General features: G+C 70.8%; 14 protein-coding genes and 1 pseudogene. 4 read left to right on the top strand and 11 right to left on the bottom strand.

Annotated elements, in window-relative coordinates:
• Window positions 1-11: 11 nt before the first annotated feature.
• The 3 genes from EDC34_RS05015 to coaE are packed head-to-tail and all read left to right on the top strand — an operon-like array spanning window position 12 to window position 2808.
• The gene (locus EDC34_RS05015; protein ID WP_114959821.1) at window positions 12-1280 is read left to right on the top strand and encodes a type II secretion system F family protein; all 1269 of its coding nucleotides are present in this window, start codon (window positions 12-14) and stop codon (window positions 1278-1280) included.
• A gap of 18 nt (window positions 1281-1298) precedes the next feature.
• Window positions 1299-2162 (top strand): prepilin peptidase, encoded by an 864-nt coding sequence (locus EDC34_RS05010; RefSeq protein ID WP_114959822.1) that lies wholly within the window; start codon window positions 1299-1301, stop codon window positions 2160-2162.
• Between the two features lie 31 nt (window positions 2163-2193).
• Window positions 2194-2808 (top strand): dephospho-CoA kinase, encoded by a 615-nt coding sequence (gene coaE, locus EDC34_RS05005; RefSeq protein ID WP_114959823.1) that lies wholly within the window; start codon window positions 2194-2196, stop codon window positions 2806-2808.
• A gap of 46 nt (window positions 2809-2854) precedes the next feature.
• On the opposite strand, the pseudogene EDC34_RS05000 reads toward coaE, so the two are convergent.
• From EDC34_RS05000 to EDC34_RS04990, 3 genes and pseudogenes are all read right to left on the bottom strand, one after another.
• Window positions 2855-3235, bottom strand: a pseudogene (locus tag EDC34_RS05000) (NUDIX domain-containing protein); the annotation flags it as partial.
• 54 nt (window positions 3236-3289) lie between these two features.
• A complete protein-coding gene (secA, locus tag EDC34_RS04995; protein ID WP_114959825.1) occupies window positions 3290-6001 on the bottom strand; it encodes a preprotein translocase subunit SecA in 2712 nt (903 codons plus the stop codon).
• Between the two features lie 147 nt (window positions 6002-6148).
• The gene (locus EDC34_RS04990) at window positions 6149-7090 is read right to left on the bottom strand and encodes a M23 family metallopeptidase (protein ID WP_114959826.1); all 942 of its coding nucleotides are present in this window, start codon (window positions 7088-7090) and stop codon (window positions 6149-6151) included.
• A gap of 6 nt (window positions 7091-7096) precedes the next feature.
• Here EDC34_RS04990 and EDC34_RS04985 point away from each other — a divergent pair, with 6 nt between their 5' ends.
• Complete coding sequence (locus EDC34_RS04985; RefSeq protein WP_114959827.1) at window positions 7097-7525, top strand: DciA family protein; 429 nt, start codon at window positions 7097-7099, stop codon at window positions 7523-7525.
• Window positions 7526-7657: 132 nt separating this feature from the next.
• Here EDC34_RS04985 and lpxC read toward each other — a convergent pair whose 3' ends face one another.
• The 8 genes from lpxC to ftsW all read right to left on the bottom strand — a co-directional run bounded on the left by lpxC (window position 7658) and on the right by ftsW (window position 17043).
• On the bottom strand, window positions 7658-8575 hold the full coding sequence (gene lpxC / locus EDC34_RS04980; protein WP_114959828.1) for a UDP-3-O-acyl-N-acetylglucosamine deacetylase: 918 nt from the start codon (window positions 8573-8575) through the stop codon (window positions 7658-7660).
• 332 nt (window positions 8576-8907) lie between these two features.
• The gene (gene ftsZ, locus EDC34_RS04975; RefSeq protein ID WP_114959829.1) at window positions 8908-10152 is read right to left on the bottom strand and encodes a cell division protein FtsZ; all 1245 of its coding nucleotides are present in this window, start codon (window positions 10150-10152) and stop codon (window positions 8908-8910) included.
• Between the two features lie 71 nt (window positions 10153-10223).
• Window positions 10224-11459, bottom strand: coding sequence for a cell division protein FtsA (gene ftsA, locus EDC34_RS04970; protein ID WP_114959830.1), 1236 nt, complete (start codon window positions 11457-11459; stop codon window positions 10224-10226).
• The gene (locus EDC34_RS04965) at window positions 11456-12217 is read right to left on the bottom strand and encodes a cell division protein FtsQ/DivIB (protein WP_114959831.1); all 762 of its coding nucleotides are present in this window, start codon (window positions 12215-12217) and stop codon (window positions 11456-11458) included. Before EDC34_RS04965 ends, ftsA begins: the two co-directional genes overlap by 4 nt.
• Window positions 12214-13179, bottom strand: a complete 966-nt coding sequence (locus EDC34_RS04960) for a D-alanine--D-alanine ligase (protein WP_114959832.1) — start codon at window positions 13177-13179, stop codon at window positions 12214-12216. Before EDC34_RS04960 ends, EDC34_RS04965 begins: the two co-directional genes overlap by 4 nt.
• On the bottom strand, window positions 13176-14618 hold the full coding sequence (gene murC / locus EDC34_RS04955) for a UDP-N-acetylmuramate--L-alanine ligase (protein WP_114959833.1): 1443 nt from the start codon (window positions 14616-14618) through the stop codon (window positions 13176-13178). The genes EDC34_RS04960 and murC overlap by 4 nt, the downstream gene beginning before the upstream one ends.
• Entirely contained in the window at window positions 14615-15700 is a 1086-nt protein-coding gene (gene murG, locus EDC34_RS04950) for an undecaprenyldiphospho-muramoylpentapeptide beta-N-acetylglucosaminyltransferase (protein ID WP_240311070.1), read from the bottom strand. The genes murC and murG overlap by 4 nt, the downstream gene beginning before the upstream one ends.
• Window positions 15697-17043 carry a putative lipid II flippase FtsW gene (gene ftsW, locus EDC34_RS04945; RefSeq protein WP_114959835.1) on the bottom strand — a complete coding sequence of 449 codons (1347 nt, stop codon included), beginning with the start codon at window positions 17041-17043 and terminating at the stop codon, window positions 15697-15699. Before ftsW ends, murG begins: the two co-directional genes overlap by 4 nt.
• Window position 17044: the final 1 nt, after the last annotated feature.

Below are 17044 nucleotides of genomic sequence, written 5' to 3'. Positions count from 1 at the left end.
AGGGGAGCCCCATGTCCGCACGCAGAGCCGCGATCAACAAGGCCCGGGAGAAAGCCGACACCCGCCGCCTGAACCCCCTGGAAGAGTTCGTCTGGCAGGGCCGCGACCAGCGCGGCAAGGTAATGAAGGGCGAGCAGCTGGCGCGCAACGCCAACCTGCTGCGCGCCGAGCTGCGCAAGCAGGGCATCAACCCCACCATGGTCAAGCCCAAGCCGAAACCGCTGTTCGGCGGCGCGGCCAAGAAGATCTCCTCGCGCGACATCGCGGTGTTCAGCCGCCAGATCGCGACCATGATGAAATCCGGCGTGCCGATCGTGCAGGCACTGGAGATCATCGGCGGCGGCAACAAGAACCCGGCCATGAAGAAGATGGTCAACAGCCTGCGCAACGACATCGAGGGCGGCGCCTCGATCTACGAGGCGATGAGCCAGTTCCCGGTGCAGTTCGACGAGCTCTACCGCAACCTGGTGCGCGCCGGCGAGGCCTCGGGCGTGCTGGAGACGATCCTCGAGACCATCGCCAACTACAAGGAAAACATCGAGAGCATCAAGGGCAAGATCAAGAAGGCGCTGTTCTACCCGGCGACGGTGATCGCCGTGGCGATCCTGGTCTGCGCGGTGCTGATGGTGTACGTGGTACCGATCTTCAAGTCCACCTTCGCGGACTTCGGCGCCGACCTGCCCGCCTTCACCAACCTGGTGTTCGGCATCTCCGACATCATGGTGAAGTGGTTCTGGCTGATCGGCATCATCGTTGGCGCCGGCATCGGCTTCTTCATTTTCAGCTACAAGCGCTCGAGCAAGCTGCAGCACACCGTTGACCGGCTGCTCCTGAAGATCCCGGTGATCGGCAAAGTCCTGCACGAATCCGCCATCGCGCGCTTCGCGCGCACGCTGGCGGTCACCTTCAAGGCCGGCGTGCCGCTGGTGGAAGCACTGGACAGCGTGGCCGGCGCCACCGGCAGCATGGTGTACGAACAGGCCGTGCTGAAGATGAAGGACGACGTGGCCGTGGGCTACCCGGTCAACGTGGCGATGAAGCAGGTCAACCTGTTCCCGCACATGGTGGTGCAGATGACCGCGATCGGCGAGGAAGCCGGCGCGCTCGACACCATGCTCTACAAGGTGGCCGAGTTCTATGAGGAAGAGGTCAGCAACACGGTGGATGCGCTCTCCAGCCTGATCGAGCCGATGGTGATGGTGGTGATCGGCGGCCTGGTGGGTTCGATCGTGATCGCCATGTACCTGCCGATCTTCAAGATCGCGATGACCGTGATGTAAGCGGGGCGATCGCGACAGATGGCATTCCTCGACGCGCATCCCGGCCTCGGCTACCCCGCCGCGGCCGGGCTCGGGCTGCTGGTGGGCAGCTTCCTCAACGTGGTGATCCTGCGCCTGCCGCGCCGGCTGGAGTGGCAGTGGAAGCGCGAGGCGCGCGAGATCCTGGAGATCCCCGAGCTGTACGAGCCACCACCGCCCGGGGTGGTGGTGGAGCGCTCACACTGTCCGCACTGCGGCCATCAGCTGGCGTGGTACGAGAACATCCCGCTGCTGAGCTGGCTGGCGCTGGGCGGCAAGTGCCGCAGCTGCAAGGCGCCGATCTCACTGCAGTACCCGCTGGTCGAGCTGCTGACCGGGGTGCTGTTCCTGGCCTGCGTCTGGCGCTTCGGGTTCGGCTGGAAGGGGTTCGGGGCGCTGCTGTTCACCAGTTATCTAGTCGCGCTGGCCGGGATCGACCTGCGCACCCGCCTGCTGCCCGACCAGCTCACCCTGCCGCTGCTGTGGCTGGGCCTGGTGGCGGCGATGGAGCACCTGTACGTGCAGCCCAAGCCGGCCGTGCTGGGGGTGATGGCCGGGTATCTGAGCCTGTGGTCGGTGTACTGGCTGTTCAAGCAGCTGACCGGCAAGGAAGGCATGGGCCACGGCGACTTCAAACTGCTGGCCGCGATCGGGGCCTGGACCGGGCTGGCCGGCGTGCTGCCGACGATCCTGCTGTCCTCGCTGGTGGGGGCGGTGGTCGGCTCGCTGTGGTTGGCCGCCAAGGGCCGCGACAAGGCCACCCCGATCCCGTTCGGCCCCTACCTCGCCCTCGCCGGCTGGATCAGCTTCATGTGGGGCAACGATCTGGTCCGGCTGTACCTGCACTGGGCCGGGCTGGCATAAGCACGCCGACGCGGCGCGCCATAATCCCGGCATGAGCGACACCATCATTGGCCTCACCGGCGGCGTGGCCTCAGGCAAGAGCCTGGCCGAATCCGTATTCCGCGATCTCGGCATTTTCGTGGCCGATGCCGATGCCGCCGCGCGCGCGGCGCTGGCCGCGGGCAGCAGCGGGCTGGCCGAGGTGGTCGCGGCCTTCGGCGCGGGCGTGCTGGCGGCCGATGGCACCCTGGACCGCGCCGCGATGCGGCGGCGGATCTTCGCGGATGCCGGGGCCAAGCGCGTGCTGGAGGGCATCGTTCACCCGCGTGTGCGCGCTAGCCTGCAGGCCGCCTGCCAGGCTGCCGATAGCCCTTATGCGGTGGCCTCGATCCCGCTGCTGGCCGAGGTCGGCGGACGCAGCGCCTATCCGTGGTTGCGCCGCATCCTGGTGATCGATGCCGCCGAGGCCACCCGGCTGGCGCGCCTGCAGGCGCGCGACGGGATCGAGGCCGGGCTGGCGCGGCGGATGCTGGAGGCCCAAGCCAGCCGCACCGAACGTCTGGCCATCGCCGACGACGTGATCAGCAATGACGGCCCGCCGCAGGCCCTGGCCACGCAGGTGGCCGCGCTGGACCGGCTGTATCGCCGGCTGGCTGCCTCCGCCTGAGCGCGGCAGGCACGCGCCCGATGGCTTAATCCGCGGCGGCGCCCAGCAGGATTTCCACCACCGGCAGGTCCGCCGGCGGCATCGGGTAGTCGGGCAGCTTGTGCAGCGGCACCCAGGCCAGCGCCTGGCCCTCGGCGCCGCGCGGCTTGCCGCGGAAACGCACCTCGCGCACGTCCAGCCGCACCCGCTTGCCGGGGCTGTCGGCCTCCACGCAGGCCACCTGCCCACCGACCTCGGCCTCGATCTCCAGCTCCTCGCGCAGCTCGCGCGCGAGCGCGGCCTCCGGCGCCTCGCCGGGCTCCACCTTGCCGCCGGGAAATTCCCACAGCCCGGCCAGGTCGCGCCCCTCGGTGCGCCGGGTCAGCAGGATGCGCCCGCGCGCATCCCGCAGCACCGCGGCCACCACGTGTACCGAGGGCGCGCTCATCGCGGCCGCCCGCGCCCCCGGCATGGCGCCGGGCGCATCCGCATGGCCCGTGGCTCAGGCCAACTGTCCATGGCAGTGCTTGAACTTCTTGCCGCTGCCGCAGGGGCAGGGATCGTTGCGCCCGATCCGGCCGGAGGCGATCAGCCGCTGCAGCTGGACATCCGCCGCTTCCTCGTCGGCGCCCAGCCCGCCCATGTCGGGATGCTGGAACTGCATCTGCCGGGCCACCGCCTCGGCGCGGGCGCGCTCCTGCGCTTCGGCCTCGGCCACTTCCTGCTCGCTGCGCACGCGGATGCGCGCCAGCAGCGAGATCACCTCGCGCTTGACCCGCTCCAGCAGCTCCGAGAACAGCTCGAACGCCTCGCGCTTGTACTCCTGCTTGGGCTGCTTCTGGGCATAGCCGCGCAGGTGGATGCCCTGGCGCAGGTAGTCCATGCGCGCCAGGTGTTCCTTCCAGTTCTGGTCCAGCACGTTGAGCATCACGTGCTTTTCCAGCATGCGCATGGTCTCGCTGCCGGTCTGCGCTTCCTTCTCGGCAAACAGCGCGTCCATCGCCTCCTGCACGAACTCCAGCACCTGGCCGGCGTCCAGCTCCTCGCGCCCCTTCTGCAGGCCCACCAGGTCCAGCTGCAGCCCGAATTCGGCGGCCAGCTCGGCCTCCAGCCCCGGCAGGTCCCACATCTCGTCGATCGACTCCGGCGGCACGAAACGCGCCACCGTGTCGGCCACCACGTCGCGGCGGATGCCTTCGATGTTCTCCTGGATGCTGTCGGCTTCCAGCAACTCGTTGCGCTGCTGGTAGATCACCTTGCGCTGGTCGTTGTTGACGTCGTCGAAGTCCAGCAGGTTCTTGCGGATGTCGAAGTTGTGGGCCTCGACCTTGCGCTGGGCATTGGCGATCTGGCGGGTCACCAGCGGCGACTCGATGATGTCGTCCTCCTTCAGGCCCATGCGCTCCATCACCTTCTTCACCCAGTCGGCGGCGAAGATGCGCATCAGGTTGTCTTCCAGCGACAGGTAGAAGCGCGACGACCCCGGGTCGCCCTGGCGCCCGGAACGGCCGCGCAGCTGGTTGTCGATGCGGCGCGACTCGTGGCGCTCGGTGCCGATGATGTGCAGGCCGCCGGCGGCCACCACCGCGTCGTGGCGCTGCTGCCATTCGGCCTTCACCCGCTCCTTCTCGGAGACCGGGGCATCCTCGCCCAGCGCCGCCAGCTCCGCTTCCAGCGAGCCGCCGAGCACGATGTCGGTACCACGACCGGCCATGTTGGTCGCAATGGTCACCGCACCCGGGCGGCCGGCCTGCGCCACGATGTGCGCCTCGCGCTCGTGCTGCTTGGCATTCAGCACCTCGTGCGCGATCCCGGCCTTGGCCAGTTCGTTGCTGAGCAGCTCGGACACCTCGATCGAAGTGGTGCCGACCAGCACCGGCTGGCCACGCTCCACGCACTCCAGGATGTCGCGAATCACCGCGCGATACTTGCCGGCCTTGTTGAGGAACACCAAATCGGAATGGTCCTTGCGGATCATCGGGCGGTGGGTGGGGATCACCACCACTTCCAGCCCGTAGATGTTCTGGAACTCGTAGGCCTCGGTGTCGGCGGTGCCGGTCATGCCCGAGAGCTTCTTGTACATGCGGAACAGGTTCTGGAACGTCACCGACGCCAGGGTCTGGTTCTCGCGCTGCACCGGCACGCGCTCCTTGGCCTCCACCGCCTGGTGCAGGCCGTCCGACCAGCGCCGCCCCGGCAGGGTGCGGCCGGTGAACTCATCGACGATGATCACCTCGCCGTCGCGCACGATGTAGTCCACGTCGCGCTGGTAGATCGAGTGCGCGCGCAGCGCCGCGTTCAGGTGGTGCACCACGTGGATGTTCTGCGCGGCGTACAGGCTCTCGTCCTCGCCCAGCACGCCGGCCTGGCGCAGCAGCGCCTCGGCGTGCTCCTGGCCGGCTTCGGACAGGTGGACCTGCTTCTGCTTCTCGTCCACCCAGTAGTCGCCTTCGGACTCCTCGGTCTCCTGGCGCTTCAGCGCCGGGACGATGGCATCCACCTTGATATACAGCTCTGGGGATTCATCGGCAGGACCTGAAATGATGAGCGGCGTACGCGCCTCGTCGATCAGGATCGAGTCCACCTCGTCCACGATCGCGAAGTTGAGGCCGCGCTGGAAGCGGTCCTCCTTGGCCAGCGCCATGTTGTCGCGCAGGTAGTCGAAGCCGAATTCGTTGTTGGTGCCGTAGGTGATGTCGCAGGCGTAGGCCGGGCCCTTGTCGGCATGGCTCATGCCGGGGTAGATCACGCCGACCGACAGCCCCAGCCAGTTGTAGAGCTTGCCCATCTGGGCGGCGTCGCGGCGGGCCAGGTAGTCGTTCACGGTGACCACGTGCACGCCCTTGCCTTCCAGCGCGTTCAGGTACACCGCGAGGGTCGCGGTCAGGGTCTTGCCCTCGCCGGTGCGCATCTCGGCGATCTTGCCGGCGTGCAGGACCATGCCGCCGATCAGCTGCACGTCGAAGTGGCGCATGCCGAACACGCGCACGGACGCCTCGCGGCAGACCGCGAACGCCTCGGGCAGCAGCTTGTCGAGCGACTCGCCCTTGCCGATGCGCTCCCGGAACTCGGCGGTCTTGGCCTTCAGCGCCTCGTCGGACAGCGCCTGCATCTGCGGTTCCAGCGCGTTGATCTTCCTGACCACGGCGCCGTACTGCTTGAGCAGGCGCTCGTTGCGGCTGCCGAAAATACTAGTGAGCAAACTATTGAGCATCGGTTGGGCAATCCCTGCGGGATGGGCGCCTGCGGCGCGGCATCGTAGATGTGGACGGCAACGCGCCCGACCGCGGGAGGCCCGGCGATCGGGAATCGTCAAGTTTAGCTGGTGGCGGCCCGCCGTGTTGGCAAGCCCCGGCCGTTGTCAGCCGCGGGCGGGCCCGTGCCGGGCCAGAGCATCGTTGTGGCCCAGGAACTTGCGCGGATTGCGCACCACCCCGTCCTGCCACAGCTCGAAATGGACGTGGGCACCGGTGGAGCGGCCGCTGGAGCCGGCGCGGGCGATCTCCTGCCCGGCGCGCACCAGATCGCCCACCTGCTGGGTCAGGCGCGAATTATGGGCATACCGGGTGACGTACCCGTTGCCATGGTCCACCTCGATGGTGTTGCCGTAGCCGTTGCGGACCCCGGCGAAGCTGACCATGCCGTCGGCGACCGCCAGCACCGGATCGCCGACGTTGGCCTGGAAGTCGATGCCTTTGTGGAACTGGCCGCCACCACCGAACGGATCGGCGCGGTCGCCGAAGCCGGAGGTGACGTAGCTGCCGGCGATCGGCAGGCGCGAGGGCAGCGCGTTGCGGTCCAGCTGACGGTTGAACAGCAGGGCCTCGAGCACGCCCAGCTGGGTGTCGGCGCGGCGGTAGTCGGCCTCCAGCGCGGACAGCCGCGCCTGCAGCTCGGCCGGCGGCATGTCGTGCGCGGCCTCGCCGCCGCCCTGGCCCGGTTCCTGGTCGAAATCGAACTCGCCGTCGTCCAGCTGGCCGGCGCGCGCCAGCCGGCTGCCCAGTGCGTTCAGGCGGTTGGCCTGCGCCTGCAGCTCGGCCAGGCGTGCCGCCAGTGCGTTGACCTCGCGCTGGGCATCGCGGCGCAGCTTGTCCAGTTCGGCCTGGCGCGCGGAATCCGCGGCCTGCAGGGCCTCGACCTCGGCCAGCCCGATCGCGCTGCGGACCGCGGCGCCGCACAGCATGCCGGCGCCCAGCAGCAGGGCCAGGGTGGCCCACGGCCTGCGCCGCATCCATGCGCGCAGGCGGTACGCCTGCGCGATCGCGCGCCGCGGAGTATCGTGTGGGTGGTCCGTTCCTGCCATGCCTCGATGCCTGATTCCCGCTCCGCCCCCGGCGCCGGCCCGCGCGTCGCGCTGGACGCGCTGCTCGCCGGCCCCTCCGGGGGGACGTTGCGCCGTGCCCAATGGCTCGCCGCGGTCGATCAACTGCTGCGTCCCCACCTGCCGGCGGGGCTGGCGGCGCATGCGCGCCTGGCCAACGTCCGCGGACGCCGGCTGGTGTTCCTCGTCGATGCCCCGGCCTGGCATGCCCGGCTGCGGCTGGCCTCGCCCGGCCTGATCGACGCCGCCCGTTCCCTCGGGCTGGAGGTGGAGGCGGTGGGCATCAAGGTGGCCGCCCAGCCGCTGGACCCGCCCGCCGCGCCGCGCCCGCCGCCGGCCGCTGGCCCTTCGCCGGGCCTGCAGGCGGCATTGGCGCTGCTGCGCTCCGGTGCGGACGACGCGCCGGAGCCGCGCTGAGCAGGGCCCGCCGCAGGGACCCCCGGTCCGCCGCGGCGAGGGGGCATCCTAGCGGCACAAGCCGGTGATTTTGTTAAGGAATGCGTAGCAGCACCGAGGAAACCGTGACTGCGGTCACGGCAAGGGCCGCACTCAGGCGGCGCTGGCGACCAGCCCGTAGCCCAGCGTCGGGGCCGGCAGCGCCGGATCGGTGAAGCTCACCTCTTCCCAGGCCTCGGCATCGGCCAGCAGCGCGCGCACCAGCTGGTTGTTCAGCGCATGCCCGGACTTGTAGCCCTCATAGGCGCCGAGGATGGGGTGCCCGGCCAGATACAGATCGCCTACCGCATCGAGGATCTTGTGGCGCACGAACTCGTCCGCGTAGCGCAGGCCGTCCTCGTTCAGCACCCGGAAGTCGTCCAGCACGATGGCGTTGTCCATCGAGCCGCCCAGGCCCAGGTTGCGCTCGCGCATGTACTCGAGGTCGCGCATGAACCCGAAGGTGCGCGCGCGGCTGATCTCGCGGATGTAGTCGCCGGTGGAGAAGTCCAGGGTGGCGCGCGAGAGCGCCTCCGGGATGGCCGGATGGTCGAACTTGACCGTGAACTCCAAGCGGAAGCCATCGTACGGGGTGAAGCGCGCGAGTTTGTCGCCGTCGCGCACCTCCACCGGCTTGCGGATGCGGATGAAGCGCTTGGGCGCGTTCTGTTCGACGATCCCGGCCGATTCCAGCAGGAACACGAACGGGCCGGCCGAGCCGTCCATGATCGGGACTTCCGGCGCGGTCAGCTCCACGTAGGCGTTGTCGATGCCCAGCCCGGCCAGCGCCGACAGCAGGTGCTCGACCGTCTGCACCTTGGCGCCTGCGCAGCTCAGGCCCGTGCACAGGGTGGTCTCGGCCACCAGGGTGGCGCGCGCGGGGATTTCCACCACCGGCTGCAGATCGACCCGGCGGAACACGATCCCGGCATCCACCGGCGCCGGGCGCAGGGTCAGGAAGACTTTTTCGCCGCCATGCAGGCCCACGCCGGTGGCGCGGATGACGTTCTTGAGGGTGCGCTGGCGCAACATCGGCGCAATTTACCACGCGCCAGGCTGAACCTGAACGTAAACACTGCGTTGCGCGGATGGCGTGGCAGCGCGCGGTGGCGGCACGCGCCGGCGCGGAAAAGGCCGGCCAGCACGCAGCTGGCCGACCGCAAGCCGGCCGGGGTGGCACCCCCGGCGGGCGATCGGACACGGAACCGGCGCCCCGCGGGACGCCGCGGCGGCCTTCAGTCCGCCGGCCGGCGCAGGGCGAGGACACGCGCTCGTGGGGCATTGCCCCGCGCGTGGCCGAGCGCCCGGCCACGGATGGCCGGGCGGGGCCATCCGGAGTCGATTGCCTGCGCCATGGAGGGCCTTCAGTCCGCCTGCCGGCGCAGGAAGGCCGGGATGTCCAGGTAATCGTCCTTCGGCAGCTCGGCCGCCACCGGCGCGGCATCCGCGTTGCGGCGCAGGCTGCCGGCGAGGCTGGACGGGGGCAGCGTGGCGTAGCCGTCGGCGACCGCATCAATCGGCAGGCCGGTGGTGCCGTCGCGCTTGGCCTGGGTACGCACCAGTTCCACCTGCGGCCGGCGCAGCGGCTCCTGGCTGGCCTCGAACCGGTTGCCGCGCGTCGCGTCCACCGGCGCCTGGCGCACCGCGGCGCGGCTGAGGCCAGTGGCGACCACGGTGACCTTCACTTCGTCCTGCATCGACGGATCCAGCGAGGTGCCGATGATCACGGTGGCATCCTCGGAAGCGAACTCGCTGACCACGCGGCCGATCTCGTCGAACTCGGCCATGGTCAGGTCGGTGCCGGAGGTGATGTTCACCAGCACGCCGTTGGCGCCGTGCAGGTTGACGTCGTCCAGCAGCGGGTTGCGGATCGCCGCCTCGGCCGCGGCCTGGGCGCGGTCGTCGCCACGTGCCTTGCCGGTACCCATCATGGCCAGGCCCATCTCGCTCATCACCGTGCGCACGTCGGCGAAGTCCACGTTGATCAGCCCCGGGCTGACGATCAGGTCGGCGATGCCCTGCACCGCGCCCTGCAGCACCTCGTTGGCGGCCCGGAAGGCCTGGATCATGGTCGCGTTGCGGCCGAGCACGGTGATCAGCTTCTCGTTCGGGATCGTGATCAGCGAATCGCAGTGCTGGCTCAGCTCTTCGATGCCCTTCTGCGCCACCTGCATGCGGCGACGGCCCTCGAACGGGAACGGCTTGGTCACCACCGCCACCGTCAGGATGCCCATCTCCTTCGCCAGCTGCGCCACCACCGGCGCCGCGCCGGTGCCGGTGCCGCCGCCCATGCCGGCGGTGATGAACACCATGTCCGCGCCCTGCAGCGCGTCCATGATCGCCTCGCGGTCCTCCAGCGCGGCCTGGCGGCCGACCTCCGGGTTGGCGCCGGCGCCGAGGCCCTTGGTGACGTTGCAGCCGAGGGTCAGCTGCAGGTTGGCGCCGCAGTTCTTGATCGCCTGCGAGTCGGTGTTGGCGGTGATGAACTCCACGCCCTCCACCCCGCTGTTGACCATGTGCGCCACGGCGTTGCCGCCGCCGCCGCCCACGCCCACGACCTTGATGACCGCATTGGGTGCCACTTGGTTGATCAGTTCGAAATGTGCCATGTCCGTGTCCTTTGTTGTTGTAGATGCCTTGCCAATCCCTGACCCGCCTGCCGTCCGTCGAGCGCGTGCGCTCAGAACTCTCCGCGGAACCACTTCAACGCCTTGCCCAGAACCCCGCCCACCTTGCCGGTGGGCAACACCGCGCGCTTCGGGCTCTCCATGCGCGCGCCCATCAGCAGCAGGCCGACGCCGGTGGCGTGCACCGGGTTGCCCACCACCTCGCCCAGCCCGCCGACGTGCTGCGGAATGCCAACCCGTACCGGCATCTGCAGCATTTCCTCGGCCAGCTCGACCACGCCCTCCATCTTCGCGGCGCCGCCGGTGAGCACCATGCCGGCGCGCACCCGCTGCTCGAAGCCGCTGCGTCGCAGCTCCGCCTGCACCATCTCGAAGATCTCCTCGTAGCGCGCCTGCACCGCCTGCGCCAACGCGTGCCGCGGCAGCCGCCGCGGCGGGCGGTCGCCCACGCTTTCCACCTGGATGCTTTCCTCCGCGCGCGCCAGCTGCGCCAGCGCGCAGGCGTACTTGACCTTGATGTCCTCGGCGTGCGGCGTGGGCGTGCGCAGCATGTGCGCGATGTCCTCGGTCACCTTGTCGCCGGCGATCGGCAGGCTGGCGCTGTGCGCGATCGCGCCGCCCACGAACACCGCGATGTCGGTGGTGCCCGCGCCCATGTCCACCAGCACCACGCCCAGCTCGCGCTCGTCGTAGGTCAGCACCGCGTGGCTGGAGGCCAGCACGCCCAGCAGCAGCTCGTCCACCTGCAGCCCGCACTTCTGCACGCACTTGCTGATGTTGGCGGCCGCGGCGGCGGCGCAGGTCACCAGGTGCGCATGCACCTCCAGGCGCACGCCGGTCATCCCGATCGGGTTGCGGATGCCTTCCTGCGAGCCGTCCAGCACGTAGTCGCGCGGGACCGCGTGCAGGATCCGCTGGTCGGCCGGGATCGCCACCGCCTTGGCCGCGTCCAGCACGTGCGCGAGGTCGGCGTGGGTCACCTCGCCATCGCGCACCGGGGCCACGCCCTGCGAATTGCGGCACTGGATGTGGCTGCCGGAAATGGAGACGTAGGCGCTGCTGACCTCGCAGCCGGCCATCAGCTCGGCCTCCTCCACCGCGCGCTGGATCGACTGCACGGTGGAATCGATGTCCACCACCACGCCGCGGCGCAGGCCACGCGATTCGTGCGAACCGATCCCGATCACCTCGACCGGCTCGCCGGGCGCGTATTCGCCCACCAGCGCGGTCACCTTGGAGGTGCCGATGTCGAGTCCGACGATGAGGGTCTTGTCGCCTTTGCGGTTCATGTCTTGGAGCCAGTATTCGGAAGGGGGAGGGGCGCACGCGCGGGAGCGGCCGGCGCCGCCGGCGCGGCCGCCCAGCTCAGCGCGAAGCCGTTGGTGTAGCGGAGGTCGGCGCGCAGCAGGCGGCGCTGCGGGTTCTGCGCGGCCAGCTGCGGCAGCAGCGCGGCGAAGCGCTCCAGCCGGGTGGAGGGATCGTCGCGGCCGAGCACCACTTGGGTGCCGTCGGCCAGGGTGATCGACCAGCTGCCGCGCTTGTCGATCGCCACCCCGCGCACGCCGCCGGCGTTGGCCAGCTGCTCGCGCGCCTGGTTGTACAGCGCCACCACCTCCGGCACCCGCGTCTCCGGGCCGTCCAGCAGCGGCAGCCCGGCAGGCACCTGCACCTTGCCGGCCGGGAACAGGTGGCCATGCTCGGACAGCAGCCGGGTCGCGCCCCAGCGCGCGAACGGCCGGTATTCGCTGATACGCAGTTCCAGCACGTCCGGCCAGTGCTTGCGCACCTGCGCCTGCTCGACCCACGGCAGCTGGCCCACCGCGCGCTGCACCTGGCCCAGGTCCACCGCGAAGAAGCCGCGCTGCGCGTACGGCAGCACGGTGGCGCGCAGCTGCGCCCGATCCACGCGCTGCAGCTCGCCCTGCACGCGCAGGGTGCGCAGCGGGAAATGCGCGGTCAGCCACCAGCCGTCCACCACGCCCACCACCGGCAACGCGACCAGCGCCAGCGCCAGCAGCCAGGCCACCGGATGCAGCAGCGCCTTCATGGCGTGCCCCCTGCCGACGGCGCCAGCGTCTGCTCCAGGATCCGCCAGCACAGCTCCTCGAACCCCACGCCGACCTGGCGCGCGGCCTTCGGCACCAGCGAGTGGCTGGTCATGCCCGGCGCGGTGTTGACCTCCAGCAGCAGCAGGCGGCCATCGGCGCGCGCGCGCATCACATCCACCCGGCCCCAGCCGCCGGCGCCGGCGGCGCGGAACGCGGCCAGCGCCAGCGCGCGGATCGCGTCCTCCTCGGCGCCATCCAGCCCCGGGCACAGGTACTGGGTGTCCTCGGCCACGTACTTGGCCGCGTAGTCGTACCAGCCGCCCTTGGGGACGATGCGGATCGACGGCAGCGCGAGGTCGCCGAGAATACCCACGGTCAGCTCGTCGCCAACCACCATCTCCTCCATCAGCATCTCGCCGCCGTAGGCGCGCGCGACCGCTTCGGCGGCGGCGATGTCGGCCTCCGCCTGCGCCCGGGCCACGCCCACGCTGGAGCCTTCGCAGGACGGCTTGACGAACACCGGCAGCCCCAGCTTCAGCGCCGCCGCGCGCAGGTCGGCGCCGGGCGCCAGCCGCACGAAGCGCGGAGTGGGCAGGCCGGCGGCGATCCACACCTGCTTGGTGCGGATCTTGTCCATGGTCAGCGCGCTGCCGAGCACGCCCGAGCCGGTATAGGGAATGCCGAACGCCTGCAACAGGCCCTGCAGCACGCCGTTCTCGCCCTCGCCGCCGTGCAGGATGTTGAACACGCGGTCGAAGCGCTGCTGCAGCAGGCCCTCGCGCAGGGCGGCGATGCCGTCCACCGGCTGCGCGTCGATCCCACGCGCGCGCAGCGCCTCCAGCACGTTGCGGCCGGAGTCCAGCGATACCGCGCGCTCGCTGCTGGTGCCGCCCAGCAGCAGCGCCACCCGCCCGAAAGCGGCCGGGTCATGGGTGCGCAGCGGCGGCAGCGGCAGGCTCATGCGCCACCTCCAGCCAAACCGTCGCGCGCCAGTTGCTGGGCCGCCGCACCGATGTCGCCGGCGCCCATCATCAGCAACAGGTCGCCGTCGCGCAGCACGCCCGGAAGGGCCGCCGCCAGCTCGGCCGCGCTGCCCACCAGCACCGGATCGACCCGCCCGCGGGTGCGGATCGAGCGGGCCAGCGCCTTGCCGTCGGCGCCGGCGATCGGCGCCTCGCCGGCCGGATACACCTCGGTCAGCAGCAGCGCGTCCACCCCGGACAGCACCGCCGCGAACTCATCGAACAGGTCGCGCGTGCGGGTGTAGCGGTGCGGCTGGAACGCCACCACCAGGCGCCGCTCCGGCCAGCCGCCGCGCGCGGCCTCGAACACCGCCGCCAGCTCCTTCGGATGGTGGCCGTAATCGTCCACCAGCACCGCCTGCCCGCCCTGCGGCAGCTGCAGCGTCGCCAGCTGGTTGAAGCGGCGGCCGATGCCCTGGAAGCCCTCCAGCGCGCGCGCGATCGCCGCGTTCGGCACGCCCAGCTGCCACCCGATGGCAGCCGCGGCCAGCGCGTTCTGCACGTTATGGCGACCCGGCAGGGCCAGCGTGCAGGCGGTGCGGCTGCCGTCCGGCAGGCACAGGGTGAAATGCATGTTCGCGCCCTGCTGGCGCACGTCGGCGGCACGCACGTCGGCCTCCGGCGCGAAGCCGTAGGTCACCACGTGGCGCGGGGTCTTGCGCGCCAGCTGCGCGACCTCTTCGTCGTCGATGCAGAGCACGGCCAGGCCGTAGAACGGCAGCCGGTGCAGGAACTCGGAGAACGCGTCCTTGACCCGCTCGAAATCACCGCCGTAGTTCTCCAGGTGGTCGGCGTCGATGTTGGTGATGATCGCCGCCACCGGGTTCAGGCGCAGGAAGCTGCCGTCGCTCTCGTCGGCTTCCGCCACCAGCCAGTCGCCCTTGCCCAGGCGCGCGTTGGCGCCGGCTGCGAGCAGCTTGCCGCCGATCACGAAGGTCGGGTCCAGCCCGCCTTCCGCCAGCACGCTGGCGGTCAGCGAGGTGGTGGTGGTCTTGCCGTGGGTGCCGGCCACCGCCACCCCGCGCTTGAAGCGCATCAGTTCGGCCAGCATCTCCGCGCGCGGCACCACCGGGATGCGCTGCGCACGCGCCTCCAGCAGCTCCGGGTTGTCCTCGCGGATCGCGCTGGAGACCACCACGCAGTCGGCGTCGAGCACGTTGGCCGAGGCATGGCCCTTGTAGAGGGTGATGCCGAGCGAGGCGAGGCGGCGGGTGGTGGCGTTTTCGGCGCTGTCGGAGCCGCTGACCTGGTAGCCCAGGGTCTGCATCACCTCGGCGATGCCGCTCATGCCGACGCCGCCGATGCCGACGAAATGCACGCGCGGCAACGCCCGCGCAGGATCATCGAGTTGCCGCAGATACAAACGCTGTGCGCTCATCGAGCGTCCTCATGGGAAATTTCCGACAACACCGCCGCAGCCACGCGGTCGGCGGCATCGGGCAGCGCCAGCGCGCGCGCCGCGCGCGCCATCGCCAGGCGCCTGCCGGGATCGGCGGCCAGTTCGGCCAGCACCGCGCGCAGGCGCGCGGCCAGCTGTTCGGATTGCGGCAGCAGCACGGCGGCGCCGCGCTCCACCAGGTACTCGGCGTTGCGGGTCTGGTGGTCGTCCACCGCTTGCGGGAACGGCACCAGCACGCTGCCGACGCCGACCGCGCACAGCTCGGCCAGGGTCAGCGCACCCGCGCGGCAGACCACCAGGTCGGCCCAGGCGTACGCCGCCGCCATGTCGGCGATGAACGGCTCCACCTGCGCCGGCACCGCGGCCTCGGCATACGCGGCGCGCGCCTCGTCCAGCAGCTTCTCGCCGGCCTGGTGGCGCACGTCCACCGGCACGCCCAGCGCCGCCACCGCCGCCGGCACCGCCGCGTTCAGCGCACGCGCGCCCTGGCTGCCGCCCAGCACCAGCAGGCGCAGCGGGCCGGAATGGTCGAACCCGCGCTGCTCCGGCGGCGGCACCGCGGCGATCGCCTCGCGCACCGGATTGCCGACATGCACTTCGCGCGCGAAGGTCTGCGGGAAGCCGACCAGCACCTGCCGCGCCAGCCGCGCCAGCACTTTGTTGGTCAGACCCGCCGCCCGGTTCTGTTCGTGCACCAGCAGCGGGATGCCGGCCAGCCGCGCCGCCAGCCCGCCGGGACCTGCGGCATAGCCGCCGAAGCTGACCACCGCATCCGGCGCGCGGACGCGCAGCAGCGCCGCCGCCGCGCGCACCGCACGCAGCACCCGCAGCGGCGCGCCCAGCAGGGTGGCTAGGCCCTTGCCGCGCAGCCCCTTCACCGGCAGGGTGTCGATGGCGATTCCGTGCGCCGGCACCAGCCGGGTCTCCATGCCGCCGTCCGCCCCCAGCCAGCACACCTGCGCGCCGCGCGCGCGCAGCGCCTGCGCCACCGCCAGGCCTGGGAAGATATGGCCGCCGGTGCCGCCGGCCATGATCATGACGTTCGGTGCGCGTGCGTTCATCGCGCCCTCCGCAGTGCCGCCAGCGCCGGCGACTCCGGGCGCGCCGGCTTGCCCAGCACCGGCTCCACCCGCGCACGCGCAGGCTCCACCCGGGCGGAAGCCGCCGCGTACGCGGCGCCGGCCGTCCCGCCAGCGTCCGCCGCCGCCACCGGAGCCAGTGCGCCGGCGGCCTTGCGCCGCGCCACCTGGCGCACGGCGCGCTCGTATTCGTAGGAGACCCGCAGCAGCAGCCCGAGCGCGGCGCAGGTCATCACCACCGAGGAGCCGCCGTAGGACACCAGCGGCAGCGTGAGGCCCTTGGTCGGCAGCAGGCCGAGGTTGACGCCCATCGAGATGAAGCTCTGCATGCCCATCCACAGCGCGATCCCGAACGCCAGGTAGCCGGCGAAGTGGCGGCGCAGCTCGATGCACTTCAGGCCCAGCCAGAACGCGCGCCCGACCAGCAACCCGTACAGCCCAATCACCAGCGCGACGCCGACCAGCCCCAGCTCCTCGGCCACCACCGAGAAAATGAAGTCGGTATGCGCCATCGGCAGGTAGGACAGCTTCTGCACCGAGCCGCCGAGGCCCACGCCCAGCCACTCGCCGCGGCCGATCGCCATCAACGCGTTGCTGAGCTGGTAGCCGGCGCCGAGCTGGTCCTGCCACGGGTCCATGAACGAGGTGACCCGGCGCATGCGGTACGGCTCCAGGATCACCAGCGCCACCACCCCGGGCAGCAGCAGCAGGATCGGCAGGACCAGGCGCTTCAGCGGCGCCCCGCCCAGCACCAGCATCCCCACGGTGATGCCCAGCAGCAGCATCGAGGAGCCGAAGTCCGGCTGCAGCATCAGCATCCCGACCAGCAGCAGGGCCATGCCGGCCGGCTTGATCATCGCGTACCAGCGCTCGGCCACCTCCTCGCTGTAGCGCTTGAGGTAGCTGGCCAGCCACACCAGGTAGAACACCTTCACCAGTTCCACCACCTGGAAGCTGGCCGGCCCGAGGTTGAGCCAGCGGCGCGCGCCGTTGATGGTCTTGCCCACGTGCGGCAGCCACAGCACCAGCAGCAGCAGGAAGCAGGCCAGCAGCAGCCACTGCGCGTACTGCTCGACCTGCTTGAGCTCCATTCGCATCACCACCAGCGCGATCGCGATGCCGATGCCGAGATAGACCGCGTGCCGCACCAGGAAGTACCAGGGGCCGACGTTCTGGCCACCGCCGGCGATCGCGGCCGAGCCGACCATCACCACCCCCAGGCAGGCCAGCGCGACCACCGCGCCCAGCAGCCACGGGTCGAAGCGCCCGCCGATCTCGTCGATGCGGGTGGCCTGGCCGGAGACGTCGTAGCCGATCGCCGCCATC

The sequence above is a fragment of the Thermomonas haemolytica genome, from assembly GCF_004346265.1.
Taxonomy (GTDB): Bacteria; Pseudomonadota; Gammaproteobacteria; order Xanthomonadales; family Xanthomonadaceae; genus Thermomonas; species Thermomonas haemolytica.
This window is presented reverse-complemented; position numbering and strand designations above follow the sequence as displayed.